Below are 25,222 nucleotides of genomic sequence, written 5' to 3'. Positions count from 1 at the left end.
GGGGGTCCCTCCCAGCTCTTTAAGAGCCTGGGGGAGCTCCAACAGTCGAACTGTGCCCGCGCCATGGGACAGAATGACGTCCGTGCCTTCCCTGTTGCTGATCGAGGACGACGACGCCATCCGTACGGCCCTTGAGCTTTCGCTCACCCGCCAAGGGCATCGGGTGGCTACTGCTGCCACCGGCGAGGACGGCCTGAAGCTGCTCAGTGAGCAGCGGCCGGACCTGATCGTGCTGGATGTGATGCTGCCGGGCATCGACGGATTCGAGGTGTGCCGTCGCATCCGGCGCACCGACCAGTTGCCGATCATCCTGCTGACCGCGCGCAGCGATGACATCGACGTGGTCGTCGGGCTCGAGTCCGGTGCCGACGACTATGTCGTGAAACCCGTGCAGGGACGGGTGCTCGACGCCCGTATCCGTGCGGTCCTCCGCCGCGGTGAGAGGGAGGCCAATGACGCGGCGACGTTCGGTTCGCTCGTCATCGACCGCGCCGCGATGACCGTCACGAAGAACGGCGAGGACCTGCAGCTCACGCCGACCGAGCTGCGGCTGCTCCTCGAACTGAGCCGCAGGCCCGGACAGGCGCTGTCGCGGCAGCAGTTGCTGCGTCTGGTGTGGGAGCACGACTACCTCGGTGACTCCCGGCTCGTCGACGCGTGTGTGCAGCGCCTGCGCGCGAAGGTGGAGGACGTCCCGTCCTCGCCGACACTGATCCGTACGGTGCGTGGGGTCGGCTACCGGCTGGACACTCCTCAGTGACCAAACCGCAGGACAAGCTCCGCGGTTGGGCCGCGGCGCGCAAGGCGATACTGGCGGGGCTTCGCTTCACGAGCCTCAGGCTCCGGCTTGTCGTGGTGTTCGGTCTGGTGGCGCTCACCGCCGCCGTGACGGCTTCCGGAATCGCGTACTGGCTGAACCGTGAGGCGGTCCTGACGCGCGCGCAGGACGCGGCCCTGAAGGACTTCCAGCAGGAGATGCAGACCCGCGCCGGGGCGCTGCCGCCCAATCCGACCCAGGACGAACTGCAGCAGGCCGCCGGGACGATGGCCAACAGCAGCCAGCGCTACAGCGTGCTCCTGATCGGGAAGGACGCCGACGGTGACACGATCGTCGGCTACTCCGACCTGGACGCCTTCACGCTCGCCGACGTGCCCAAGTCGCTGCGCAAGACGGTGAACAAGGAGCAGCCGCTCACCTCCAGCAACAAGAGCCCGTATCACCTGTACTGGCAGCGGACCGTCGACGGCGGCACCCCGTATCTCGTGGGCGGTGCCAAGGTCATCGGCGGCGGGCCGACCGGTTACATGCTCAAGTCCCTTGAGCCGGAGGCGAAGGACCTGAGTTCCCTCGGCTGGTCGCTCGCGATCGCCACGGGGCTCGCACTCATCGGTTCCGCGTTGCTCGCGCAGGCCGCGGCGACGACCGTGCTCAAACCGGTCCACCGGCTCGGCGTTGCCGCGCGGCGGCTCGGCGAGGGCAAGCTGGATACGCGCCTTCGCGTGTCGGGTACGGACGAACTGGCCGATCTGTCACGGACGTTCAACCGGACCGCGGAGAGCCTGGAGAAGAAGGTCGACGACATGAGCGCCCGTGACGAGGCGTCGCGGCGCTTCGTCGCCGACATGTCGCACGAGCTGCGTACGCCGCTGACCGCGATCACCGCGGTGACGGAGGTCCTGGAGGAGGAGCTCGACGCGGAGACCGGCAGCGTCGATCCGATGATCGAGCCCGCCGTACGTCTGGTGGTCAGCGAGACCCGCCGGCTCAACGACCTGGTGGAGAACCTGATGGAGGTCACCCGCTTCGACGCGGGTACGGCGAGGCTCGTCCTGGACCACGTGGACATCGCCGACCAGATCACGTCCTGCATCGACGCCCGTGCCTGGCTCGACGCGGTCGAGCTGGACGCGGAGCGCGGCATCATGGTGCGGCTCGACCCGCGCCGCCTCGACGTCATCCTGGCGAACCTGATCGGCAACGCGCTCAAGCACGGCGGCTCCCCGGTGGAGGTCTCGGTGCGGCTCGCGGGCGAGAAGCTCGTCATCGCGGTGCGTGACGGAGGCCCCGGCATCCCCGAGGACGTACTGCCGCACGTCTTCGACCGGTTCTACAAGGCGAGCGCGTCCCGGCCGCGTTCGGAGGGCAGCGGGCTCGGGCTCTCCATCGCCCTGGAGAACGCCCACATCCACGGCGGGGAGATCACCGCCGCGAACTCGCCCAAGGGCGGCGCGGTGTTCACGCTGTGGCTGCCGCGCGATCCGTCGGCGCTGCTGCCCGCGGACGAGTCGGAGCAGGACACCGACGGCGACACCGCCGTCGAGGGAGAGAAGCGATGAACCGCCGACGGCTGCGCGCCGCGCTGCTCGCCACCGCACTGACCGCGACCCTCGCGGGCTGCGGGATCCGCTCGACGGAGGTGCCGACGGACTTCGGCCCAGGGCCCTCACGCGTGCCCTGCGTGATGTCCGGGTCGAGCATCGCCTCGCAGTCCACGAGCGGGGTCCCGGTGCAGGTCTTCCTGGTGTGCGCGGCGCAGCTCGTGACCGTCGACCGGTCGGTGCGCATCCCCACGGACAAGGCGACGACGGACCGGGTCCGTATCGCGCAGGCGCTCCTCGACGAGCTGTCGCACGCGCCGTCGGCCCCGGAGAAGCAGGCGGGCTTCGCCACGGACGTACGCGGCGGCACGGTCGTCAGCGGCCCCGGGAAGGGTGACCCCGAGGACGCGCTGCGGTTCAGCACGTCCCCGGAGGACCTGTCGGCGTTCGCACTCGCCCAGGTCGTTTGCACGTTCGCGGACAGCGCGGCGGCGGGCGACGACCGCGAGGTGATCATGGGCGGTCCCGGAGACGCCCCGCTGCGCCGCTACGAATGCACCCAGGCGGTCCGCCAGCGCCCCGGGACGGTGGCTCCGCCCACGGAGACGGTGAAGTAGCCGAGCGGCGAAGTAGCCGAGCGGTGAAGCAGCCGATCAAGACAGTCACGGTGTGCGATCAGGACAGTGCCGCGTACCGGGAGTAGATGCGCGGAACCGATCCTGCCGCTAGTCGCGTCTTGGGGGGCGTGCGTCAAGGCTCGGGCGGCCACGGGGCCGCCATCCGCTTCCGTGCGACAGGGGGATTCCTCCTCGTCGCGCATCTTCTGCTCGTCGGATGGTTCACGCTGCGTCCACTGGACGTGCCCTGGGTCAGCGCGGCGAATCTTCAGCCGTTCGCCGGCATCAAGGCGGATCTGGCGCTCGGCCCTGTCCAGGCGGCGCGGCAGATAGGCGGCAGTCTGCTGCTCCTGGCCCCGCTCGGCGTGCTGCTTCCGCTCGCCGGGGGGCGGGTCCATGTGTCACCGCTGGGTTCGCTGGTGCGGACGGTCGCGGCGGGCGCGCTGATCTCGCTCGGCATCGAACTGCTGCAGACCGGAGTCCCCGGGCAGGTCGTCGACATCGACTCGCTGTTCCTGAACGCCGTGGGCGTGGCCCTCGCGCATCTCGCCGTGGTGCCCGCGGCCAGGGCCAGGCTCCGCCGCCGTACTGATGTGGAGCATCGCGCGGCCCTCCTGCGGGAGGACGCTTCTCAGGGGTCGACCCCGACGATTCCCAGGGTCGGTATCGCACCCTAGAGCGACGCTTTGCCCGCTTCGTGAACGTAGCTTTGAGTCATCGGGAAAACGCCCCCGGACCTCATACCGACGGTTCACGAAGGAGCCACCATGACCGCCCTTGCCCGCCCCACCCACGGCCGGATGATCGGCGGAGTGTGCGCCGCCCTCGCCAAGCGTTTCGGCACGTCGGCGACCACGATGCGCGTGATCTTCGTGCTCTCGTGTCTGCTTCCCGGCCCGCAGTTCCTGCTCTACATAGCGCTCTGGGTCCTGTTGCCCTCGGAGGGCAAGGCCAGGCAGGCAGCCTGGTGAACCGGCGGCCCTCGCCGCCACCGCACGCGTACGCCGATGGGGCGCACCCTCGCAGGAGGGCGCGCCCCATCGGCGTGTGCGGAGACCGCGAGGATCAGCCGAGCGGCAGACCGTTCAAGGCCAGACCCTCGGCGGGCAGGCCCTGGAGGGGCAGACCCTGGAGGGGCAGACCGTCCAGGGGCAGGGCCTTGGCGACCGGCAGGCCACCGAGCAGACCGGAGAGCGGGTCGGCCGCGGCGGGCTTGCCCCTGTCGTCGGCGTCCTTCATGCTCTCGCCGAGCTTGTCGACGGTCGGCGCGGAGGCCTGCAGGGTGCTGCCGAGCACGTTCTGGCCGGCGGCGATCGCCTCGGGGCCACCGGCGGGCAGCTTCTCGCCGACCTGCTCCATGGGCAGCATGGTGGTGGCGGAACCCAGTGCGCCCGTGGCGTCGGGCAGGGCCGGCGCGGCGTTGGCGGCACCCGCGCCCGCGGCGGCGAAGGCGGCGCCGAGAGCGGCGACACCGAGGGTCTTGGCGGCAGACTGCTTCATCTTCAATGCGTCCTTGATGACGGGGACTTTCGAGCGGCCCATGACCGTAAACATGTGAAGGGGCAGTCCGCAAACAGCGAAACAGCAAAAACGCGGCCGGGAATTAGTGTTCCCGGCCGCGTCCACATTGCCTCAATTTCTGTTACACATCGACAGAAGCCCTGGTGGAGGCGGTCTGACGGAACAGCCATTCGGACTTCAGCTCGGCATATCCGGGCTTGATCACGTCATTGATCATGGCAAGGCGTTCATCGAAAGGAATGAACGCTGATTTCATCGCATTGACTGTGAACCACTGCATGTCGTCGAGCGTGTAACCGAAAGTGCCGACCAGGTGCTCGAATTCGAGGCTCATGCTGGTGCCGGACATCAGCCGGTTGTCGGTGTTCACCGTGGCCCGGAAGTGCAGCTTGCGCAGCAGGCCGATGGGGTGCTCGGCATACGAGCTCGCCGCGCCCGTCTGCAGGTTGGAGCTGGGGCACATCTCCAGGGGGATGCGCTTGTCGCGTACGTAGCTGGCGAGGCGGCCGAGCTTCACGGTGCCGTCCTCGGCGACCTGGATGTCGTCGATGATCCGCACGCCGTGGCCGAGGCGGTCGGCGCCGCACCACTGCAGGGCCTGCCAGATGGACGGCAGACCGAAGGCCTCACCCGCGTGGATGGTGAAGTGGTTGTTCTCGCGCTTGAGGTACTCGAACGCGTCGAGGTGGCGGGTGGGCGGGAAGCCCGCCTCCGCGCCCGCGATGTCGAAGCCGACGACGCCCAGGTCGCGGTAGCGGTTGGCGAGTTCGGCGATCTCCAGGGCGCGGGCCGCGTGCCGCATGGCGGTGAGCAGCGCACCCACGCGGATGCGGTGGCCGTTGGCCTTGGCGCGCCGCTCGCCCTCCCGGAAGCCTTCGTTGACGGCCTCGACGACCTCTTCGAGGGTGAGGCCCTGCTCCAGGTGCTGCTCGGGGGCGTACCGGATCTCGGCGTACACGACGCCGTCCTCGGCGAGGTCCTCGGCGCACTCGGCCGCCACGCGCTTGAGGGCGTCCTTCGTCTGCATGACAGCGCAGGTGTGGGCGAAGGTCTCCAGATAGCGCGGCAGCGAACCGGAGTCGGCGGCTTCCCTGAACCAGATCCCCAGCTTGTCGGGGTCGGTCTCGGGCAGGCCCTCGTACCCCGAATCGCGGGCGAGGTCGACGATCGTGCCGGGGCGCAGGCCGCCGTCGAGGTGGTCGTGCAGGAGCACCTTCGGGGCGCGGCGGATCTGTTCGGCGCTGGGCGTTTCGCGGTCCGTCTGACCGGCTTTGGTGGTCTGGCTCGTCATTTCGGCACTCTAGCGCCTACGCGCGTAGATCGCCCGGGGGATCTCACGGGTCGATACGTAACAGTGACCCCGCGGACGGGTCGCGTACACCATCGCTTCTGACACTGTTCTGTCATGGCACAGCAAGCGACGCCCGATTCCGCGCGCGCGGCCAGGCTCGGGCGCGTGATCGGCACCCGTCCTTCGGCGGTCAGCGGCGCGGTGCTGCTGCTCCCCGGCGGCCACGAGACCTCCGCCCGCAAGCCGTCCCCGTTCGCCGCGAACGCGGTGCGCGCGCTCGGCCGCAGGCTCGCCCACGACGGCAGGGGCGAAGGCCTGGCGGCGCACGTCGTGCACTACCGCTACCGCGGGTGGAACGGGGCGCAGGCGCAGCTCGCGCGGGACGCGGAGTGGGCGGCGGACGAGATCGTCCGCCTCTACGGCGACGTCTCCATCTGCCTCGTCGGCAGGGACATGGGCGGCCGGGCCGCGCTGCGGGTCGCCGGGCACGACGCGGTCAACTCCGTTCTCGCACTGGCCCCCTGGCTGCCCGAGGACGATGTGGCCGCCTCGCCCGAACCGGTGAAGCAGCTCGCGGGGCGGCGGGTCCTGATCGTGCACGGCACGAATGACGAGCGGACCGATCCGGAGCTTTCGTTCCGGCTCGCGGAGCGGGCGAAGAAGGCGAACCGGGAAGTGTGCCGGTTCGAAGTCCACTCCGACGGCCACCGGTTGCAGCAGCACCATGCCGAAGTCCAGGCGCTGGCTTCGGACTTCGTCCTGGGATCGCTGTTCGGGCACGCGTATTCGCGCCCCTTGGAGGACGCACTGGCGGCTCCGCCGCCGCTGGGTCTCCGGATGCCGCTCGCCGCGGGCTTCGGGGAGTCGATGCGGCACTGAGCGCGGCCGAAACTGGGGCTCCGCCCCAGACCCCGCTCCTCAAACGCCGGAGGGGCTAATCTTCCCGCCCACCCACCCGATTGCCCCGCAGCTGAATTTTTTTCAGCCCGTCCGGCGTTTGAGGACGAACTCGGCGAAGCCGGTGATCAAGGGTGCGCAAGGCCCCCGCGCCATGACTATTCCGGCAGCAACCGCCCCCTCCTCCCCAGCAAGAACCTCTTGAACGCCGCCACCGGCGGAGTATCCGGATGCCCGTCCAGCCAGGCCACGCCGATCTCGCGGACCGCCCGCTGCCCCGTCACCGTCAGTTCCACGACTCCCGGGCGCGGGACGGCCGGTGGTGGCAGGAGGGCCACCCCGAGGCCCGCCGCCACCAGGCCCCGCAGTGTTTCCGCCTCCTCCCCCTCGAACGCGATCCGCGGCTTGAAACCGGCCTCCTGGCAGAGGTCGTCCGTGATGCGCCGCAGGCCGTAGCCGGGTTCGAGGGTCACGAAGGCCTCGTCCGCCGCCTCCGCGAGGCGGACCCGCTTCCGGGAAGCGAGACGGTGGTCGTCCGGCACGACGAGACGCAGACGTTGCTCGTCCAGCCGGCGGGCGACGAGATCGGGAGCGTCCGGCACGGGCGAGGTGAGGCAGAGATCCAGCTCGCCCGCACGCAGCCGCTCGATCATCGCCTCCCCGTAGTTCTGTACGAGGCTGAAGCGGACCCTCGGATGGTCCGCGCGGAAGGCGCGGATCAGGCCGGGCACCGTCTCCGAGCCCATCGTGTGCAGGAAACCGAAGGCCACCTTGCCCGACGCCGGATCCGCGTCCGCCCGTACGGACTCCGCGGCCCGCTCCACCTCACCGAGCGCCCGCTCGACGGAGGCGAGGAAGGTCCGCCCCGCCGGGGTGAGCGACACCGTACGGCCGTGGCGCGCGAACAGGTCGACCCCCAGGTCCTGTTCGAGGCGCACCAGCGCTCGCGACAGCGTCGACTGCGGCACCTGCATCTCCTGCGCGGCCCGCGTCACGTGTTCGGTACGGGCCACTCCCGCGAAGTAGGCGAGACGGGGAGAGAGCAGGGCCGACCAGGAACCGGGGGTCAGCTCGGCGGGCACCGAAGCGCCGCCGCCGATGTCTCCTACGTAACTGCTCTGCGACAGACGCCGCTCTGAACTGCGCTCATGCACCATGGGAACGATTATGGCCAGTCCATGCATTGGACGGATGAGTCACGTGTGCCTACGTTCGACACATGCCTCCTGCCAGTAGCGGGGCGTCCGCCACCCACGCGGCCGCCCTTCCTCCGTCGTCCACCGATGCCTTTCCCGAAGCCGACTCCCGGCTGACCCCCGGCGGCCCCGGCTACCGCCGGATGAGCTTCGCCCTCTTCCTCGCCGGTGTCGCCACCTTCGCCCTCCTCTACTCCACGCAGGCGCTGCTCCCCCTCGTCTCCGCCGACTTCGGCGTCAGCGCGAGCTCCGCGAGCTGGACGGTGTCGGCCGCCACGGGCGCGCTGGCCCTCTTCGTACTGCCCCTGAGCGCGCTCAGCGAGCGGTTCGGGCGCCGGACGCTGATGACGGTTTCGCTGACGGTCGCGGTGGTCGTGGGTCTCCTCGTCCCCTTCGCGCCCTCCATCGGCGCCCTCATCGCGCTGCGTGCCGTGCAGGGTGCGGCGCTCGCCGGGCTTCCGGCGTCCGCGATGGCCTTCCTCGCGGAAGAGGTCAGGCCCAAGGCGCTGGTCGCCGCGATCGGCATGTTCGTGGCGGGGAACTCCATCGGCGGCATGAGCGGGCGCATCATCACCGGCTGGGTCGCGCAGGCATGGGGCTGGCGCGTGGCCTTGGGCGTGGTGGGTGTCGTGGCCGTCCTGTGCGCCCTCGCCTTCCGCGCGCTGCTCCCCTCGCCGCGGCACTTCACGGCGGGCTCGCTCAACCCCAAGGCCCTTGGCCGCACGATCCGTTCACACCTCTCCAACCCGCTGCTGTGCCGCCTGTACGCGATCGGCGCGCTGTTCATGACCGTGTTCGGCGCGGTCTACACGGTGATCGGCTACCGCCTCACCGAGGCGCCCTTCTCGCTCCCGCAGGGCATCATCGGCTCGATCTTCCTGGTCTATCTCGTCGGTACGGTCTCGTCGGCCGCCGCCGGGAAGCTGGTGGCTCGGCTCGGCCGGCGCGGGGCGCTGTACCTGGCGGTGAGCACGACGGCGGGCGGGCTGTTGCTCTCGCTCTCCGAGTCCCTGGTCATGGTGCTGCTCGGGCTCGTCCTGATCACCGCCGGCTTCTTCGCCGGTCACGCGGTCGCCTCGTCGTCCGTGAGCCGTACGGCCACCACGGGGCGTGCGCAGGCTTCGGCGCTCTACCAGTCCGCGTACTACCTGGGCTCAAGCGCGGGCGGCACGCTCGGCGCGGTCGCCTTCCACGCGGGGGGCTGGGCGGGGACGGTGGGCCTGGGTCTCCTCGCGGTGCTCGGCGTCGTGTCGCTCACCGTGTGGGGGTCGCACGTGGCTCGCGTCCAGGAGCGGCGGGCTCGGCGGGGGCTTGTGGCCGCGCACTAGCCGTCCCGGGCGCGCACTAGCCGTCCCGGGCGCGCACCAGCTGCCCCGGGCGACCCTCCTCCCGCCTGCGGGTTTTCCCACTCCGGGGGCCGTTGTCAGTGGGCTGCGGTAGCTTCCAAAGTGCTGGGACTTTCGTGGCAGCCGCAGGGGTGGGTTGGGATGACTGACATCGCAGGGACGACGTCGGAACTGGACGTCACGCTGGAGAAGCACCGGGTCGAGCTGACCGGGTACTGCTATCGCATGCTGGGCTCGGCCTTCGAGGCCGAGGACGCGGTGCAGGACACGATGGTGCGCGCCTGGCGGAGCTACGAGAAGTTCGAGGGCCGCTCCAGCCTGAGGTCGTGGCTGTACAGGATCGCGACGAACGTCTGCCTGGACATGCTGAACGCCGGCAACCGCCGCGCCCGCCCCATGGACCTGACCGCGGCGGCGCCGCTCGCGCAGGCCGCGCTCACTCCCCGCCCGGACAATGTGTGGCTGGAGCCGATGCCGGACGCGCGCGTGCTGCCCTCCGTCAGCGACCCCGCGGAGGCGGCCGTGGCCAAGGAATCGGTGCGGCTCGCCTTCGTCGCCGCGCTCCAGCAACTGCCGCCCAAGCAGCGGGCCGTGCTGATCCTGCGCGAGGTCCTCGCCTGGAAGGCCAGCGAGGCCGCCGAGCTCCTCGACACCTCGGTGGCCTCCGTCAACAGCGCGTTGCAGCGGGCGCGGGCGACGCTGGCCGAGGGACCGGGCGACGACACGGCCGTGTCCGATCCCCTGGACGACGAACAGCAGAAGCTGCTCGAGCGGTATGTCGCGGCCTTCGAGGGTTACGACATGGCGGCGCTGACGGCGCTGCTGCACGAAGACGCCATCATGACGATGCCCCCGTTCGACCTGTGGCTGCGCGGCACGTCCGACATCACCGGCTTCATGTCGACCATCGGCGCCTCCTGCGCCGACAGCAAGCTGTTCCCGGTGGAGGTCAACGGCACTCCGGGCTTCGCCCACTACAAGCCCGACCCGGAGAAGGGCGGGTTCGCGCCGTGGGCGGTTCAGGTCATCGAGATCTCAGAGGGGCGGATCGCGGGCTTCCACTGCTTCCTGGACACGCCGCGGTGGTTCCCGCTGTTCGGCCTGCCGGCCCATCTCGATCTCAATGGGGAGCCCGACGAGGTGCAGTAGTTCGCGCAGGTGCGGGGCCGGGTTGCGGAGGCGGATCCGGCCGCCGGTGCGGCGGGCGGTGAGTTGTAGGCGGGCGAGGGCGTCTATCGCCGCCAGGACTGGCGGGCCTACGCCTGCGACGTCGCATACGAGGACGTCCGCGTCGCTGGCTTGCAGCGTGGCGCGGGCCTCCTCGCAGAGGCGGTGCGTGGCCTCTCGGTCGAGGGTGCCGGTGAGGGTCAGGTCTGGCGGGGTTATGGCTTCCACGTTGAGGGAGACCGTGCGGGGGCCTGGAACTCATCGGTAGGCCGCGCCTCGCGCCTGCGGCGGGCTTTTCCCCAACCCCGCCCCTTCCCGAAAACCGTGCCTGCGCCCCGGACCTACCTGGGGCTCCGCCCCAGACCCCGCTCCTCAAACGCCGGAGGGGCTAATTTTCAGCCGTCCGGCGTTTGAGGACGCCCCCGCGCAGCGGGTTTTCGGGAAGGGGCGGGGTTGGGGAAAAGAAACCCCTACGCGATGCGGTCCAACACAATCGGCGTCGCCGCGAAGCCCGTGCCCTCCGGGGCGATGTCGAAGGAACCCGCCACCGCCTGCAAGGCGTACTCGAACCGCTCGGGGGTGTCCGTGTGCAGGGTCATCAGGGGCTGGCCAGCGGCCACGGACGCGCCCGGCTTCGCGTGCAGCTCCACGCCCGCACCCGCCTGCACCACGTCCTCCTTACGCGCACGCCCCGCCCCAAGACGCCACGCGGCGACGCCGACGTCGTACGCGTCGAGGCGGGTGAGGACGCCGGACGACGGCGCCGTCACGACGTGCGTCTCCCGGGCCACCGGGAGAGTCGCGTCCGGGTCGCCGCCCTGGGCGGAGATCATCCGGCGCCACACGTCCATCGCCGAGCCATCGGCCAGCGCCTTCGCCGGATCCACATCACGCAGCCCCGCCGCATCCAGCATCTCCCGCGCCAGCGCGAGGGTCAGCTCGACCACGTCCGACGGGCCGCCGCCCGCGAGGACCTCCACCGACTCGCGGACCTCAAGCGCGTTGCCCGCCGTCAGGCCAAGCGGCGTGGACATGTCCGTGAGCAGGGCCACCGTGCGTACGCCGTGGTCCGTGCCAAGGCCCACCATCGTGGACGCCAGTTCCCTCGCGTCCTCCAGCGTCTTCATGAACGCGCCCGTGCCGACCTTCACGTCCAGAACCAGCGAGCCCGTGCCCTCGGCGATCTTCTTCGACATGATCGAGGAAGCAATGAGCGGGATCGCCTCCACCGTTCCCGTCACGTCCCGCAGCGCGTACAGCTTCTTGTCGGCCGGGGCGAGGCCGTCGCCCGCCGCGCAGATCACCGAGCCCACGCCGTCCAGGACCGACAGCATCTCCTCATTGGACAGCAGCGCGCGCCAGCCCGGGATCGCCTCCAGCTTGTCCAGCGTGCCGCCGGTGTGGCCGAGGCCCCGGCCCGAAAGCTGCGGCACCGCCGCGCCGCACGCGGCGACCAGCGGGGCGAGCGGCAGCGTGATCTTGTCGCCGACGCCGCCCGTGGAGTGCTTGTCGGCCGTCGGGCGGGACAGGGACGAGAAGTCCATGCGCTCGCCGCTCGCGATCATGGCGGCCGTCCAGCGGGCGATCTCGCCACGGTTCATGCCGTTCAGCAGGATCGCCATGGCCAGGGCCGACATCTGCTCGTCGGCCACCGCGCCGCGCGTATAGGCGTCGATGACCCAGTCGATCTGCTCGCCGCTCAGCTCGCCGCGGTCCCGCTTCGTACGGATGACGGAGATGACGTCCATGGCATAACCCCTCTTTGCGCGTAAAACGGTGATCGCGACTCTACGCGCATAGAGCCGCGAGATGAAGGCGGCCCCCGCCCGAAGATCCACAACGGGCAGGGGCCGTACGTCAGTTGAGGTGCTGCGGGCCGAACGGGTCCGGCAGCATCTCTCCCAGGGTCCGGATGCCCGCCGCCGTCTCCAGGAGGAGCGTCGCGCCGCCGAACTCGTAGAGCAGCTGGCGGCAGCGGCCGCACGGCATCAGGATCTCGCCCTTGGCGTCGACGCAGGTGAAGTGCGTCAGACGGCCGCCCCCGGTGAGCTGGAGCTGTGAGACCAGGCCGCACTCGGCGCACAGGCCAAGGCCGTACGACGCGTTCTCGACGTTGCAGCCCGACACCGTGCGGCCGTCGTCCACGAGGGCCGCGGCACCGACCGGGAAGCCTGAGTAGGGCGCGTACGCACGGGACATGGCCTCGCGCGCAGCGTCCCGCAGCGCGTCCCAGTCGGGCGCTTCCCAGTCGGTCTCGGTCACGTTCCTTGTCCCTTTCGGTAGGGCTGGCCGTCCGCCTTCGGCATCCGAAGGCGCTGGGCGGAGAGCGAGAGCACCAGCAGCGTGACGACGTACGGCGTCGCGGTGACGACCTGGTTGGGCACCTCGTCGGTCAAGCCGTACCACGCGAACATCAGCGCCGAGACGGCCGCGGTGATCGCCGCGGGCACGTAACGCTTGCGCCAGATGAGGTAGGCCGCGCCGATGACCAGCAGAATCGCGAGCAGCAGGAGCAGCGCGTGCACGTTCGTGCCGCCGCCCCGGAGCTTCAGGCTGTCGGTGTAACCGAACAGGCCGGCACCGAGCGCGAGTCCGCCCGGCATCCAGTTGCCGAAGATCATGGCGGCGAGGCCGATGTAGCCGCGCCCGCCGGTCTGGCCCTCCAGGTAGATGTTGGAGGCGACCAGCGACAGGAACGCGCCGCCCAGGCCCGCCAGACCACCGGAGATGATCACCGCGAGGTACTTGTACTTGTAGACGTTGACGCCGAGGGACTCGGCAGCGACCGGGTTCTCGCCGCAGGAGCGCAGGCGCAGACCGAACGACGTGCGCCACAGGACCCACCAGCTCAGCGGCACCATCGCGATGGCGATGACGGTGAGCGGCGACAGGTTGGTGAACAGGCCGCCGAGCAGGCCCGCGAGGTCCGAGACGAGGAACCAGTGCTTCTCGTTGAGGTCCTGCAGCCAGTTGGAGAGACCCGGCACGGAGAACTCCCCGAGCGAGTCCACCGGCGGCGACTGCTTCGACGTACCGCCCTCCTTGCCCTCGAAGGCGAAGGTGGAGAGGTAGCGCGTGACGCCCAGGGCGAGGATGTTCAAGGCCACACCGGAGACGATGTGGTTGACGTTGAAGGTGACCGTGACGATCGCGTGCAGCAGACCGCCGAGCGCGCCGCCGAGGATGCCGAAGAGGATGCCGACCCACGGGCCCCACTGGTAACCGGCGAACGCGCCGAACCAGGTGCCGAGGATGAGCATGCCCTCAAGGCCGATGTTGACCACGCCCGCGCGCTCGGCCCACAGACCGCCGAGGCCCGCGAGCCCGATCGGCACGGCGAGCCGCAGCGCGGTCGACATCTGGCCGGTGGAGGTGATGCCGTTCGCGTCGGTGATCAGCCGGACCACGGAGGTCAGGACGAGGACGCCCGCGATCACCAGGAGGAGGACGGGGAGCGATATGCGGCGGCGGCCCGGCGCGGGCTGCTTGGCCGGGGGCTTGGCTACGGTTGCCGAGCTCATCGGGCAGCCACCTCCTTCACGGTGTCGTTGTTGCCGTTCTTGCCGTTGTCGCGGGCGGCGGCGGCCAGTTCCTCACCAACGCGGCGCTGCTGGCGCTTGAGGCCCCAACGGCGTACGGCCTCGTAGGAGACGACGACCGCGATCACGATGAGGCCCTGCATGATCACCGCGATCTCCTTGTCGTACGCGACCGGGGTCGCGTAGTCGAGAGCGGGCGATGCCTTGTCGAGGAAGGCCCAGAGCAGCGAGGCGAAGGCGATACCGACCGGGTTGTTGCGGCCGAGCAGCGCGATGCCGATGCCGGTGAAGCCGAGGCCTGCGGGGAAGCTGAGGCTGTAGGTGTGGGTGTCGCCGAGCAGGATCGGCATGCCCGCGAGGCCCGCGACCGCGCCGGAGATCAGCATCGCGCTGAGGACCATGCGCTTGGCGTTCACGCCGGAGGCCGCGGCGGCCGACGGGGAGGCGCCGGTGGCGCGCAGGTCGAAGCCGAAGCGGGTGCGGTTGAGGACCAGCCAGTACAGGACGCCCGCGAGCGCGGCGATGATCACGAAGCCGTAGATCTCGCCGGACTCGCCCATGCTGATGCCGGGGAACCAGCCGGACTCGTGCATCTCACCGGTGGTCTGGTTGTTGCCGACCGGGACACCGAAGTTGTCGGTGAGGGTCATGTAGCCGATGACGCTCGTCGCGATGGCGTTGAGCATGATCGTCGCGACGACCTCGCTGACCCCGCGGGTGGTCTTGAGGATGCCCGCGATGCCCGCCCAGAAGGCGCCGGTGAGCATGGCGACCAGCATCAGGAGCGGGATCTGGAGCGGCGCCGGAAGGGCGACGTGCGCGCCGACCACCGCGGTGGTCACCGCGGCGAGGCGGTACTGCCCGTCCACACCGATGTTGAACAGGTTCATGCGGAAGCCGATGGCCACCGCGAGCGCGGCCAGGTAGTACATCCCGGCCTGATTGATGGTCAGGACCTGGACGTCGGAGTAGCTGATCTGCTCCAGCATCAGGGTGTACGGCTCGATCGGGTTCTTGCCCGACGCGAGCAGCACGACCGAGGTCAGCGCCACGGCCACGACGAGCGCGATGACCGGTCCGGCCACCGCGAGGAGCACGCGCTCCTTGTCGAACTTCTTCATCGGGCCTCGTCCTCCGAAGTGCCGGCAGAGCCCTCTTCGGGGTCTTCTTCTACGTCTTCTTCTACGTGTTCGAGGTGGCCCGAGGCCGCACCGGTCATGGCCGAGCCGAGCTCCTCCGGCGTGATGGTGGCCGGATCGGCGTCGGCGACGAGCCGTCCGCGGTAGATCACGCGGAGGGTGTCGGAGAGGCCGATCAGCTCGTCCAGGTCCGCGGAGATGAGGAGGACGGCGAGTCCCTCGCGCCGTGCCTCGCGGATCTGGTCCCAGATCTGGGCCTGTGCGCCGACGTCCACACCGCGGGTGGGGTGGGCGGCGATCAGGAAGCGGGGCTTGTGGCTCATCTCGCGGCCGACGATCAGCTTCTGCTGGTTGCCGCCGGAGAGGGACGCTGCCGTGACGTCGATGCCGGGGGTACGGACGTCGTACTGCTCGACGATGCGCCGGGTGTCGGCCTGCGCGCCCTTCGGGTCGAGCCAGAAGCCGCCCTTGCCACGGGAGTTGGGCTTCTCGGTGACGTGCCCGAGGATGCGGTTCTCCCAGAGCGGCGACTCCAGGAGGAGGCCGTGGCGGTGGCGGTCCTCGGGGATGTAGCCGACGCCCTGCTCGCGGCGGTGGCGCGTGGCCATCGCGGTGATGTCCTGGCCCGCCATGCGGATGACGCCGGAGTCGGCGTGCTTGAGGCCGATGAGCGCGTCGATCAGCTCGGTCTGGCCGTTGCCTTCCACACCCGCGAGGCCGAGGACCTCACCCTCGTGGATGGTGAAGGAGATGTCGTCGAGGAGGGCACGGCCCGACTCGCCGTCGGCGAGGAGCTTGAGCTCGCTGACCTCGATCATCGCGCGGTCGGTGACCGTCGACTCGGCGGTCTCCGGGGTGGGCAGCTCGCTGCCGACCATCAGCTCGGCGAGCTGGCGGGGCGTCGTCTCGGACGGGATCGCCGTGCCGACGGTCGTGCCGCGCCGGATGACGGTGATGTCGTCGGCGACGGACAGGACTTCGCCCAGCTTGTGGGAGATGAAGATGACGGACAGGCCCTCGGACTTCAGCTCGCGCAGGTTGTCGAAGAGCGCGTCGACCTCCTGCGGCACGAGCACGGCCGTGGGCTCGTCGAGGATCAGCGTGGTGGCGCCGCGGTAGAGGACCTTGAGGATCTCCACGCGCTGCCGGTCGGCCACGCCGAGGTCCTCGACCATGGCGTCGGGGCGCACCCCGAGGCCGTAACGGTCGGATATCTCCGCGATCTTGCGGCGGGCCGCGCCGCCGATGCCGTGCAGCTTCTCGCTCCCGAGAACGATGTTCTCCAGGACCGTGAGCTGGTCGGCGAGCATGAAGTGCTGGTGGACCATGCCGATGCCGCGCGCGATGGCGTCGGCGGGGCTGGAGAAGGTCACCTGGGTGCCGTCGACGGAGATGGTGCCCTCGTCCGGCTTCTGCATGCCGTAGAGGATCTTCATCAGGGTCGACTTGCCCGCGCCGTTCTCGCCGACGAGGGCATGCACGGTGCCCTTGCGGACGGTCAGGCGGATGTCGTGGTTGGCCACAACGCCCGGGAAGCGCTTGGTGATGCCGGTGAGTTCAACGGCAACGGCCTTGGCGGTGGGCGGAGGGCTGGTGGACGCGTCGATGGCGCACTCTCCTCGGGAATCCTCAGGAAAGGGGCCACCTACGCGCGTAGCGCCCCTGGTTCGACGGGAGTTGAGCAGTGGGCCGCGCGAACGGGGCGCGGGGGAAACCATCGTCCCCCACACCCCGTTCCGCGACCATCACGCTGTTGTTACGGCTGCGGCGACCGCCGTGGAGGCGGTCACCGCGGCCGTCACGACGGTCGTTACGGCAGTCGTTACGGCGTCGCCTTGACCTTGATCTTGCCGCTGGTGATGCCCTCTTCGGCCTTCTTCAGGGCGGCCTGGAGATCGGCCATCTTCTTGAACTCGGGGTTCGAGTCGGCGAGCGCGACGCCACCGGACTTCAGGTCGGCGCGGACGACGCCGCCCTCGGCGTTGTCCTCGGCGACGGACTTCGCCAGGTTGTACACCGAACCGGCGACATCCTTCGTCGCGGAGGTCAGGATGTACTTCTTGTACTTGGCGAGCGCGTCCTGCTTGTACTGGTCGGAGTCGACGCCGATCGCCCAGACCTTCTTGGCGGCAGCGGCCTCGATGACGCCCTGACCGGAGAGACCGGCGGCGTGGTAGACCACGTCGGCGCCGTCCTCGATCTGGCCCTGCGCGGCGGTCTTGCCCTTGTCGGGGCTGGTGAAGCCGCCGTCCTCGGCCTTCTCCGTCAGGTACTGCTTGACGACCTTGACCTTGGGGTTCGTGTCCTTGACGCCCTGGACGTAGCCCGCCTCGAACTTGTGGATCAGCGGTACGTCCACGCCGCCGACGAAGCCGACGGTCTTGCTCTTGGTCGTCTTGGCGGCGGTGACGCCCGCGAGGTACGAGGCCTCCTGCTCGCTGAAGACCAGGTCGGCCACGTTCTTGGCCTTGACCGTCTCGTCGTCGACGATGCCGAAGGTGACCTTCGGGTACTTGGCGGAGACTTCCTTGACCGCGGGGGCGTAGGCGTAACCGACGCCGATCACCGGGTTGTAGCCCTGCTTGACCAGCTCGGTCAGGCGCTGCGTCTTGTCGGCGTCGGACTCCCCGTCGCTCGGCTCGACGGCCTTCTTGCCGATCTTCAGGTCCTTGGCGGCCTTGTCCATGCCGGCGGTCGCGGCGTCGTTGAAGGACTGGTCGCCCTTGCCGCCGACGTCGTACGCGATGGCGACGCCCTTGCTCTTGCCGCCGCTCTTGGAGCCTGCGGCGTCGCTGGACGTACCGCCGCAGGCGGTGGCGGAAACGGCGAGTGCGGCGGCGGCTGCGCCCGCTGCGGCAATTCGGGAAACCCGGCGCATAGAGAGGAACTCCTTATGTACAAGCAAGCACAAGCACGTACGAGCGCCTCACCTGGCGCTGATTTCGCCGCAGCGTAACGCGCGTAGACCTGACATAAGAACCCTTCTGTCCCGTCCGTTATCGAGCTGTGGCCGCGAGGTTGCGGGAGCATGTACGCACTGTGGGGCGCCCCGTACTTCGCGGGGCGCCCCACTCCTCGCTCGCTGGGCTACGGCGTGGTCTTGACGGTGATCTTGCCGTCGACGATGTCCTTCTCGGCCTTCTCCACGGCGGCGACCACGTCCTTCATCGCCGTGTACTTCGGGTTCGAGTCGGCGAACCCGACGCGGCCCGACTTGAGGTCGTAGCGCTGCTCGCCCGTGATCGGCTTGCCCTCGACGACGGACTTCGTCAGGTCGTACACAGCCCCGCCGACGTCCTTGAGGGCCGAGCCGAGGATGTAGTCCTTGTACTTGGCGAGGGCCTTCTGCTTGTACTGGTCGGAGTCGACGCCGATCGCCCACACCTTCTGGGAGCCGGCCTCCTGGATCACGCCCTGCCCGGAGAGGCCCGCCGCGTGGTAGAGCACGTCGGCGCCCGACTCGATCTGCCCGCTGGCCGCGTTCTGCCCCTTGTCGGGGCTGCTGAAGCCGCCGTCCTCGGGCTTCTCGGTCAGGTACTGCTTCTCGACCTTGACCTTGGGGTTCGTGTCCTTGACGCCCTGCACGAAGCCGGCCTCGAACTTGTGGATGAGCGGGATGTCCACGCCGCCGATGAACCCGACGTGATCGGCCTTGGTGGCCTTCGCGGCGGCGACGCCCGCCAGATAGGACCCCTGCTCCTCATGGAACACGAGATCGGAGACGTTGTCGGCCTTGACGGTGTTGTCGTCGATGATCCCGAAGGTGGTCTTCGGGAACTTCGCCGCGGCCTCCTTGATGGCGGGGGCGTAGATGTAGCCGACACCGACGACCGGGTTGTAGCCCTGCTTGGCCAGCTGCTCGATCCGCTGCACCTTGTCGGCACTGGACTCGCCGTCGCCCGGCTCCATGTCGACGCCGCCGATCTTGAAGTCCTTGCGGGCCTTCGCGTATCCGGCGTAGGCGGCGTCGTTGAACGACTGGTCGCCCTGGCCGCCGATGTCGTAGGCGAGACCGATGCCTTTGGCCTTGTACTTCGAGGAGTTCCCGGACTTGCCGTCCTTGCCCTCGTCCTCCGATGACGCCTCGCTGCTGGTCTTGCCGCACGCTGAGGCCGCGAGGGCGAGGGACGCCACCACGACGGCCACTTGGGAGGCCCTCGATCCTCGGCTTCCACGGCTTCCACGGGTTCCACGGGTTCCACAAGATCCTCGACGAAGACGCATAGGACGCACCCCTCACGTTCCCCAAAGCACCCTTGATGGGCCTGATTTCGGCGCACAGTAACGCGCGTAGAAAGGGAGGGGAACGGGGTTTCGCACTGCCGTTACCTATTCGTGCCGAGGGCCGGTTACGTCCGGGTGAACGGGTCCGCCGTAACCGGCCGATAGCGGTGGTTACCTACCGCGCCCCGTCGAGCAGCGCGGCGGCGGTGAACATCTCGACGCCCACGGTGATCGCCGACTCGTCCGCGTCGAAGTCGCCCTGGTGCAGATCGCGGACGGTGCGCTCGCCGGGCGTACGGACACCGAGGCGGGCCATGGCGCCGGGAACGTGCTCGAGATACCAGGAAAAATCCTCTCCCCCGAGGCTCTGTTCGGTGTCCTCGACGGAGTGCGGGCCGAGGCGCAGGCGCATGGCCTCGCTCAACAGATCGGTCACGTCCGGGTCGTTCACGACGGGAGGGACGCCCCGGATGTAGTTCACCTCGGACTTGGCGCGGTACAGGTCGGCGATCTCCTGGATGGCTCCGTGCACCAGGTCGGGCGCCTTCCGCCAGGCGGTGAGGTCGAGGCAGCGGACGGTGCCGGAGAGTTCGGCGTGCTGCGGGATGACGTTGCAGGCGTGCCCGGACTCGATGCGGCCCCAGGTCACCGCGAGCCCCGAGCGGGCGTCGATACGCCGGGCGACCAGGGCGGGGACCTCGGTGACGACCTTGGCGGCGGCGGTGACGAGGTCGGTGGTGAGGTGGGGCCGGGCGGTGTGTCCGCCGGCGCCGTCCAGCGACACCTCCAGCCGGTCGCAGGCGGAGGTGATGGGTCCGTGCCGCAGGCCGATCTTCCCGGCGTCGACGCGGGGATCACAGTGCACGCCGATGATGCGGCCGACTCCTTCGAGCACACCCGACTCGATGGCGTCTGGCGCACCGCCGGGCAGGACTTCCTCGGCGGGCTGGAAGATCAGCCGTACGGGCTGCGGCAGTTGCCCGTGCTTCGCGAGCTCGGCGAGGACGAGCCCCGCCCCGAGCACGACGGTGGTGTGCACGTCGTGCCCACAGGCGTGGGCGCGGTCGGGCACGGTGGAGCGGTACGGGGCGCCGAGCTTGGTGTCCGGGATGGGCAGCGCGTCGATGTCGGCGCGCAGGGCGAGCATGGGGCGCGCTCGGCCCTCTTGTTCACCCGTGCCGATGTCACAGATGAGCCCCGTACCGATGTCCAGTACGCGGGGTTCGAGCCCCGCGCGTTCGAGCCGGGCCTTGAGGGCCGCGGTGGTGCGGAACTCCTGGTTTCCGAGCTCGGGGTGCATGTGCAAGTCGCGGCGGAATGCGATGAGTTCGGCGCGCAAGGCTTCTGGGAGCGCACCGGGGAGTACTGCTTCCCCGGGGGCGTCCCCCGCTGCTTCCCCGGGCAGATCGGCCCCGGACCCTCGCTCGGACTCTTGTGACATCAGTTGGTTCACCCTCTGAAGGGTAGGGCGGCGTGCGGGTCAACTGACCCACGATCAACAAAAGTTCAGCCCGATAGGGTAAGAAAAAGTGGCCGCGTAGCGCATGGGCGCTGGTTGAGGTGGGTACACTCCCTGCCCTTCCGGGGGATAAGGGCTGGTCATACGCGCTTGCTCGCCCCGCCCCCGCCGTACGCAATCCAGCGGGCGCCGTTCCCCGAACCAGTGGCAGGGGGTCCGGCGGCACCAGAGGACAGCTGCCGCCGGTCCTCGCCGGGACTCGCCGGGACTCGCCGGGACTCGCCGGGACTCGCCGGGACTCGCCGGGACTCGCCGGGCCCTCCACGGGTACCACGGAGGGACAGGAGCATGCGCGTACGTTCATCCATCGGCCCGGCGCTCGCGGCGCCGGCCCTCGTCGCATTCCGTATTCCTGCCGGGTGCGGACTGGCTCGTCGGGGGAGGGCGCCAGGTGGCAGGGGTGCGCGGTCGCTCTGGGGGTGGGCACCGGTCTCGTCAAGCGGCCGTCGACCGGGCCTTCCGGCCCGGAACCGTCAACCTCAGGACAACCGGGCGGCCCCGGTAACCGATTCAGCCCCCGGTGCAGCGAAGCCCCCTTGGCGCCGCGTAGCGGCACTCGACCCACAGCACCTTTCCCCTCTGGCCGAACAAGTCATCGCCCAGGGGGAAGCCGCCCCACGCCGTCGCCCACTCCGCCACCAGGCGCAGCCCCCGGCCGCCCTCCGCTTCCTCGGCTAGGGGCGGCAGCCCCGTCGGTGTCCTGCTGAATGGGGGTGGGATGTGCGGGTCCGTGTCCCAGACGCCGACCCGTACCCCCCGACCACCACCCAGGCCCCGCAGCCGCAGCGCGGCCGGGCCTCGCGTGTGCCGGTAGGCGTTGGTGACCAGTTCCGAGGTCAGCAGTTCGGCGGCGTCTGTCAGCTCCCCGAGGCCGTACCCGGAAAGCACCGCCCGCAGCGTCTGCCGCGCGATGCGCGGGGCGCGTGGATCGTGGGGCAAGTGGAGGGCGTACGACCAGACTTCGGGCGCGGGCCAGTTGGGGATCGTGGGCGGAGATACCGTGACGGTGACCATGGACGCCTCCAGTGCGGCTGAGGTCGATACGCCCTTCGGAACCGTGCCGGGCGGTGGCATGTCGCGCATGACCACGCGGTGCACTTCCGGCTTACTGGCAAGGCCAGTTGGGCGGCTTGGTCAAACCGTAGACTGCGGCACCTGAAGGTTTTGCAGAACTCTGCAAAACCTTCAGCTATTGCCCTCGTGTGAGTGACGACCACACCAGGAGTACGAAACGGAGCGAGGACATGGCACTCAGGACCGCCCCCTCAGCCCGACGCCTACGCATCGGCGTCGAGCTGCGCCGGCTGCGCGAGCGGGCGGGGATGACCGCCGTCGAGGCTGCCCGCGCGCTGGGCACCACCCAGGCCCAAGTCAGCAATATCGAGGCCAACCGGTTCGGCGTCAGCGCCGACCGCGTGCACACACTCGCCCAGATCTACGACTGCGCCGACCAGCCCCTTGTCGACTCGCTCGCCGAGATGGCCGCCGACCGCACGCGCGGCTGGTGGGAGGAGTACCGGAACACGCTCCCCGCCCGTCTCCTGGACCTCTCGGAGATGGAGCAGCACGCCACCGCGCTGCGTGTGGCACAGGTGATCAACATCCCCGGGCTGCTCCAGACCCCCGAGCACGCCCGCGCACTCTTCCGCGAAGTCGTCCCCGCCTTGCGGCCGCACGAGATCGAGTACCGCATCTCTCACCGCATCAAGCGACAGGCCGTGCTGCACCGGGAGACGCCGCTCCCGTACACCGCGATCGTCCACGAGGCCGCGCTGCGCATGCAGTTCGGCGGCCGGGATGTGGCGCGGAGCCAGCTCGACCACCTCACCGAGGTCAGCCACCGGCCCGCTCTGACGCTTCGCGTCATTCCCTTCGGGGGCACGTCGTTTCCCACCACCGGACACGGTGTCGACTACGCCTACGGCCCCGTCACCACACTCGACACCGTCCAGCTCGATACCGCACACGGGAGCGAACTCATCGACGCGGTCGCACAGTTGGAGAAGTACCGACTCGTACTGGATCGCATGGAGAAGGTCTCCCTGGAGCCCGCCGCGTCCCGCGAGCTCATCCACCGCATCGCCCAGGCCCTGTGAAAGGCACGCCCATGACCGAACCGAGCCCGAAGCCGAACTGGCAGAAGTCCACCTACAGCGAGGAAGGTTCCTCCTGCCTCTACATAGCCCCCGGCCCCTCCCACACCATCCACCTCCGAGAAAGCGACACCCCGGAGGAGATCCTCACCACCGCCCGCCCCCAGCTCGCCGCCCTCATCGCGGTGATCAAGGCCAAGGCGGACGTCACGCCGTAGCCACGACCCCCTGTGCCGGGGAAGCCACCGACGCCAGGCGGTGTACGTCCCGGGCCGTTCCCGTTACGCCTGACAAGAAGCCCTGCGCCCTCGGCGAGGCGTTTTCCGTCAGCCACGCCGGGTCGATGTCGCAGACCGCGACTCGGACCTCCGTGCCCGCCAGGGCCAGGGGCAAGGTGTGGACCACCGTCGACGGGAAGCTCAGGATCGTTCGGCCGATCGGGCCCCGTCGGGCGATCAGTTCCAGCGGCAGGTCCGGGCGTACCACCTGCAAGCCCGTCTCCACCGCCAGGCGGTGGAGTTTCTCGGAGCTCTCGCGGCGGTGTGCGAAATAGCGCGTCGCGCCGTGGGCCCGGGACAAGGAGCGGACCGCCTCCACGTAGCGGTCCAGGTCCACCACGCCCGTCTCCACCAGCGAGGTGCCCACCAGGTCCGCCCCCTTGGACACCCGCGGCGGGCCGAACCGTTCCCGCGTCCACGCGAAGGTGTTGGCCGTCACGGCCACGCCCTCCGGAGCCTTCTCGATCGGCATGGACGAGAAGACCTCCACCTTGCGCTTGCCGCCCGGCGTCAGGCGGCGCCGGGCGGAGGCCGAGATCGGGGCGAAGGCGATGTCGCGTGCGCCCGGGCGGCCGCCCCTGCGGTGCCAGCGCACCAGCCGTTCCCCGGCTGCCAGCTGCGCCACGAATTCCATCGTGGCCGTTCCGTCGTCCACGACCACCAGCGAGCGGGCCCGCGTGATGGTCAGGAGCAGCTGTACGTAGCGTGAGAACGGGTCGCCGATCACGATCCTGTCCGCCGCCCGCAGCGAGCCCGTCAGGCCGCCGATGGTCTGGAAGGGAGCAGCCGCGCCGCCGCGCGCCTCCTCCCAGCGGACGTTCAGGCCCTCGTCACGGGCCAGCTGGGCCATGCGGCGCAACTGGCCCCGGGTCATGGGGTCGTTCGGGGAGAGGACGACGACGGTGAGACCCCCGGCCGGGCCGGTCGCCCCTGCCGAATGCGCCCACTCAAGGACGTTGAGGAGCTGCACAGGGCTCTCTACGAACGCCAGGGTGGTGGGCGCCGCAGCTGTGGGGGCCGTCGGCCCGGGTCGGGGGCTCATCGTCGTATGACCGTGTCCTGTCCTTGTGGGGGTCCCGGGGGCCACAGGACTCCCGGTGAAAGGTCCCGTTAAGAGCGCTTGCGCGCTCAGACCGCGACCGGCTCGTGCTCGGCCGCCTCGGCCGCGTCGGCCTCCGCGACGACGCCCGCGACGCGGCGCAGCTTCTTCATCGGGCCCAGCTCCGACTCGTAGACCTTCTTGACGCCGTCACCGAGGGAGGCCTCGATGGTGCGGATGTCGCGCACGAGGCGCGTGAGGCCCTGGGGCTCCACCGACGCCGCCTGGTCCGAGCCCCACATGGCGCGGTCGAGGGTGATGTGGCGCTCGACGAACGTGGCGCCGAGGGCGACCGCCGCGAGGGTGGTCTGCAGGCCCGTCTCGTGACCGGAGTAGCCGATCGGGACGTTCGGGTACTCGGCCTGGAGGGTGTTGATGACGCGGAGGTTGAGCTCCTCCGCCTGCGCCGGGTACGTCGACGTGGCGTGGCACATCAGGATGTTGTCGGAGCCCAACACCTCTACCGCGTGGCGGATCTGCTTCGGGGTCGACATGCCCGTGGAGAGGATGACCGTGCGGCCCGTGGCGCGCAGGGCGCGCAGCAGCTCGTCGTCCGTGAGGGAGGCGGAGGCGACCTTGTGGGCGGGCAGGTCGAACTTCTCCAGGAAGGCGACAGCCTCGGTGTCCCACGGGGACGCGAACCAGTCGATGCCGCGCTTCTTGCAGTGCTCGGTGATGGCCTGGTACTCGGACTCGCCGAACTCCACGCGGTGGCGGTAGTCGATGTACGTCATCCGGCCCCAGGGGGTGTCGCGCTCGATGTCCCACTGGTCGCGCGGGGTGCAGATCTCCGGGGTGCGCTTCTGGAACTTGACCGCGTCGCAGCCGGCGTCGGCGGCCACGTCGATCAGCGCGAGCGCGTTGTCGAGCTCGCCGTTGTGGTTGATGCCGATCTCGCCGGTGATGTAGACGGGCTGACCGGGTCCGGCCGTCTTCGAACCGAAGGTGCGCAGACGGGAGTTGGAGATCGTAGAGCT

Annotated in this window: 25 protein-coding genes; 10 read left to right on the top strand and 15 right to left on the bottom strand. The window is 69.7% G+C overall.

The features are described from left to right. The first annotated feature begins 82 nt into the window (after window positions 1–82). The 5 genes from afsQ1 to E5671_RS28995 all read left to right on the top strand — a co-directional run bounded on the left by afsQ1 (window position 83) and on the right by E5671_RS28995 (window position 3,907). Window positions 83–760, top strand: a complete 678-nt coding sequence (gene afsQ1, locus E5671_RS29015; RefSeq protein ID WP_030562528.1) for a two-component system response regulator AfsQ1 — start codon at window positions 83–85, stop codon at window positions 758–760. Continuing rightward, window positions 757–2,337: an ATP-binding protein gene (locus E5671_RS29010; RefSeq protein ID WP_160506839.1), complete on the top strand. Its 1,581-nt coding sequence runs from the start codon at window positions 757–759 to the stop codon at window positions 2,335–2,337. The genes afsQ1 and E5671_RS29010 overlap by 4 nt, the downstream gene beginning before the upstream one ends. Next, window positions 2,334–2,936, top strand: coding sequence for a hypothetical protein (locus tag E5671_RS29005; protein ID WP_160506838.1), 603 nt, complete (start codon window positions 2,334–2,336; stop codon window positions 2,934–2,936). The genes E5671_RS29010 and E5671_RS29005 overlap by 4 nt, the downstream gene beginning before the upstream one ends. Window positions 2,937–3,022: 86 nt before the next feature. Beyond that, window positions 3,023–3,613: a VanZ family protein gene (locus E5671_RS29000; RefSeq protein ID WP_160506837.1), complete on the top strand. Its 591-nt coding sequence runs from the start codon at window positions 3,023–3,025 to the stop codon at window positions 3,611–3,613. A 90-nt stretch (window positions 3,614–3,703) separates the two neighbouring features. After that, the gene (locus E5671_RS28995) at window positions 3,704–3,907 is read left to right on the top strand and encodes a PspC domain-containing protein (protein ID WP_160506836.1); all 204 of its coding nucleotides are present in this window, start codon (window positions 3,704–3,706) and stop codon (window positions 3,905–3,907) included. 94 nt (window positions 3,908–4,001) lie between these two features. On the opposite strand, the gene E5671_RS28990 is transcribed toward E5671_RS28995, so the two are convergent. Together E5671_RS28990 and E5671_RS28985 are read right to left on the bottom strand one after the other, a co-directional pair. After that, on the bottom strand, window positions 4,002–4,436 hold the full coding sequence (locus tag E5671_RS28990) for an ATP-binding protein (protein ID WP_160510475.1): 435 nt from the start codon (window positions 4,434–4,436) through the stop codon (window positions 4,002–4,004). A 142-nt stretch (window positions 4,437–4,578) separates the two neighbouring features. Then, window positions 4,579–5,748 (bottom strand): adenosine deaminase, encoded by a 1,170-nt coding sequence (locus tag E5671_RS28985; RefSeq protein WP_160506835.1) that lies wholly within the window; start codon window positions 5,746–5,748, stop codon window positions 4,579–4,581. Between the two features lie 114 nt (window positions 5,749–5,862). Between E5671_RS28985 and E5671_RS28980 the strand changes: the two genes are divergently transcribed. Next, window positions 5,863–6,627: an alpha/beta hydrolase gene (locus E5671_RS28980; protein ID WP_160506834.1), complete on the top strand. Its 765-nt coding sequence runs from the start codon at window positions 5,863–5,865 to the stop codon at window positions 6,625–6,627. A 176-nt stretch (window positions 6,628–6,803) separates the two neighbouring features. On the opposite strand, the gene E5671_RS28975 is transcribed toward E5671_RS28980, so the two are convergent. After that, complete coding sequence (locus tag E5671_RS28975; protein WP_160506833.1) at window positions 6,804–7,802, bottom strand: LysR family transcriptional regulator; 999 nt, start codon at window positions 7,800–7,802, stop codon at window positions 6,804–6,806. Between the two features lie 62 nt (window positions 7,803–7,864). Here E5671_RS28975 and E5671_RS28970 point away from each other — a divergent pair, with 62 nt between their 5' ends. Together E5671_RS28970 and E5671_RS28965 are read left to right on the top strand one after the other, a co-directional pair. Then, on the top strand, window positions 7,865–9,169 hold the full coding sequence (locus E5671_RS28970; RefSeq protein WP_160506832.1) for an MFS transporter: 1,305 nt from the start codon (window positions 7,865–7,867) through the stop codon (window positions 9,167–9,169). 159 nt (window positions 9,170–9,328) lie between these two features. Then, window positions 9,329–10,336, top strand: coding sequence for a sigma-70 family RNA polymerase sigma factor (locus E5671_RS28965; RefSeq protein ID WP_160506831.1), 1,008 nt, complete (start codon window positions 9,329–9,331; stop codon window positions 10,334–10,336). Here E5671_RS28965 and E5671_RS28960 read toward each other — a convergent pair. The 10 genes from E5671_RS28960 to E5671_RS28915 all read right to left on the bottom strand — a co-directional run bounded on the left by E5671_RS28960 (window position 10,223) and on the right by E5671_RS28915 (window position 21,789). Continuing rightward, window positions 10,223–10,582, bottom strand: coding sequence for an STAS domain-containing protein (locus E5671_RS28960; RefSeq protein ID WP_160506830.1), 360 nt, complete (start codon window positions 10,580–10,582; stop codon window positions 10,223–10,225). The two genes, E5671_RS28965 and E5671_RS28960, sit on opposite strands and share 114 nt — an antisense overlap. 242 nt (window positions 10,583–10,824) lie before the next feature. Then, window positions 10,825–12,102, bottom strand: coding sequence for a thymidine phosphorylase (locus tag E5671_RS28955; protein WP_160506829.1), 1,278 nt, complete (start codon window positions 12,100–12,102; stop codon window positions 10,825–10,827). 109 nt (window positions 12,103–12,211) lie between these two features. Beyond that, a complete protein-coding gene (locus E5671_RS46455; RefSeq protein WP_336605872.1) occupies window positions 12,212–12,616 on the bottom strand; it encodes a cytidine deaminase in 405 nt (134 codons plus the stop codon). Next, window positions 12,613–13,875, bottom strand: a complete 1,263-nt coding sequence (locus tag E5671_RS46450) for an ABC transporter permease (RefSeq protein ID WP_160506827.1) — start codon at window positions 13,873–13,875, stop codon at window positions 12,613–12,615. Before E5671_RS46450 ends, E5671_RS46455 begins: the two co-directional genes overlap by 4 nt. Then, window positions 13,872–15,014: an ABC transporter permease gene (locus E5671_RS28940; RefSeq protein ID WP_160506826.1), complete on the bottom strand. Its 1,143-nt coding sequence runs from the start codon at window positions 15,012–15,014 to the stop codon at window positions 13,872–13,874. Before E5671_RS28940 ends, E5671_RS46450 begins: the two co-directional genes overlap by 4 nt. Beyond that, window positions 15,011–16,639: an ATP-binding cassette domain-containing protein gene (locus tag E5671_RS28935; RefSeq protein ID WP_160510474.1), complete on the bottom strand. Its 1,629-nt coding sequence runs from the start codon at window positions 16,637–16,639 to the stop codon at window positions 15,011–15,013. The genes E5671_RS28940 and E5671_RS28935 overlap by 4 nt, the downstream gene beginning before the upstream one ends. A 215-nt stretch (window positions 16,640–16,854) precedes the next feature. Next, window positions 16,855–17,910 carry a BMP family lipoprotein gene (locus E5671_RS28930; RefSeq protein WP_160506825.1) on the bottom strand — a complete coding sequence of 352 codons (1,056 nt, stop codon included), beginning with the start codon at window positions 17,908–17,910 and terminating at the stop codon, window positions 16,855–16,857. Window positions 17,911–18,119: 209 nt separating this feature from the next. Further along, window positions 18,120–19,256, bottom strand: a complete 1,137-nt coding sequence (locus E5671_RS28925) for a BMP family lipoprotein (RefSeq protein WP_160506824.1) — start codon at window positions 19,254–19,256, stop codon at window positions 18,120–18,122. A gap of 175 nt (window positions 19,257–19,431) precedes the next feature. Next, complete coding sequence (locus E5671_RS28920; protein WP_160506823.1) at window positions 19,432–20,697, bottom strand: M20 family metallopeptidase; 1,266 nt, start codon at window positions 20,695–20,697, stop codon at window positions 19,432–19,434. Between the two features lie 588 nt (window positions 20,698–21,285). Further along, on the bottom strand, window positions 21,286–21,789 hold the full coding sequence (locus E5671_RS28915; protein ID WP_160510473.1) for an ATP-binding protein: 504 nt from the start codon (window positions 21,787–21,789) through the stop codon (window positions 21,286–21,288). Window positions 21,790–22,019: 230 nt separating this feature from the next. Between E5671_RS28915 and E5671_RS28910 the strand changes: the two genes are divergently transcribed. Continuing rightward, complete coding sequence (locus E5671_RS28910) at window positions 22,020–22,871, top strand: helix-turn-helix domain-containing protein (RefSeq protein ID WP_160506822.1); 852 nt, start codon at window positions 22,020–22,022, stop codon at window positions 22,869–22,871. A gap of 11 nt (window positions 22,872–22,882) precedes the next feature. Continuing rightward, on the top strand, window positions 22,883–23,086 hold the full coding sequence (locus E5671_RS28905) for a DUF397 domain-containing protein (protein ID WP_160506821.1): 204 nt from the start codon (window positions 22,883–22,885) through the stop codon (window positions 23,084–23,086). On the opposite strand, the gene E5671_RS28900 is transcribed toward E5671_RS28905, so the two are convergent. Continuing rightward, window positions 23,076–24,188 carry a hypothetical protein gene (locus tag E5671_RS28900; RefSeq protein WP_160506820.1) on the bottom strand — a complete coding sequence of 371 codons (1,113 nt, stop codon included), beginning with the start codon at window positions 24,186–24,188 and terminating at the stop codon, window positions 23,076–23,078. The two genes, E5671_RS28905 and E5671_RS28900, sit on opposite strands and share 11 nt — an antisense overlap. Window positions 24,189–24,274: 86 nt before the next feature. Beyond that, window positions 24,275–25,213: an N-acetylneuraminate synthase family protein gene (locus E5671_RS28895; protein WP_443032802.1), complete on the bottom strand. Its 939-nt coding sequence runs from the start codon at window positions 25,211–25,213 to the stop codon at window positions 24,275–24,277. Between the last annotated feature and the right edge of the window lie 9 nt (window positions 25,214–25,222).

This window comes from Streptomyces sp. BA2, assembly GCF_009769735.1.
Lineage (GTDB): Bacteria > Actinomycetota > Actinomycetes > Streptomycetales > Streptomycetaceae > Streptomyces.
The sequence above is the reverse complement of the archived record's forward strand: the minus strand, read 5'-3'. Positions and strand labels throughout refer to the sequence as shown.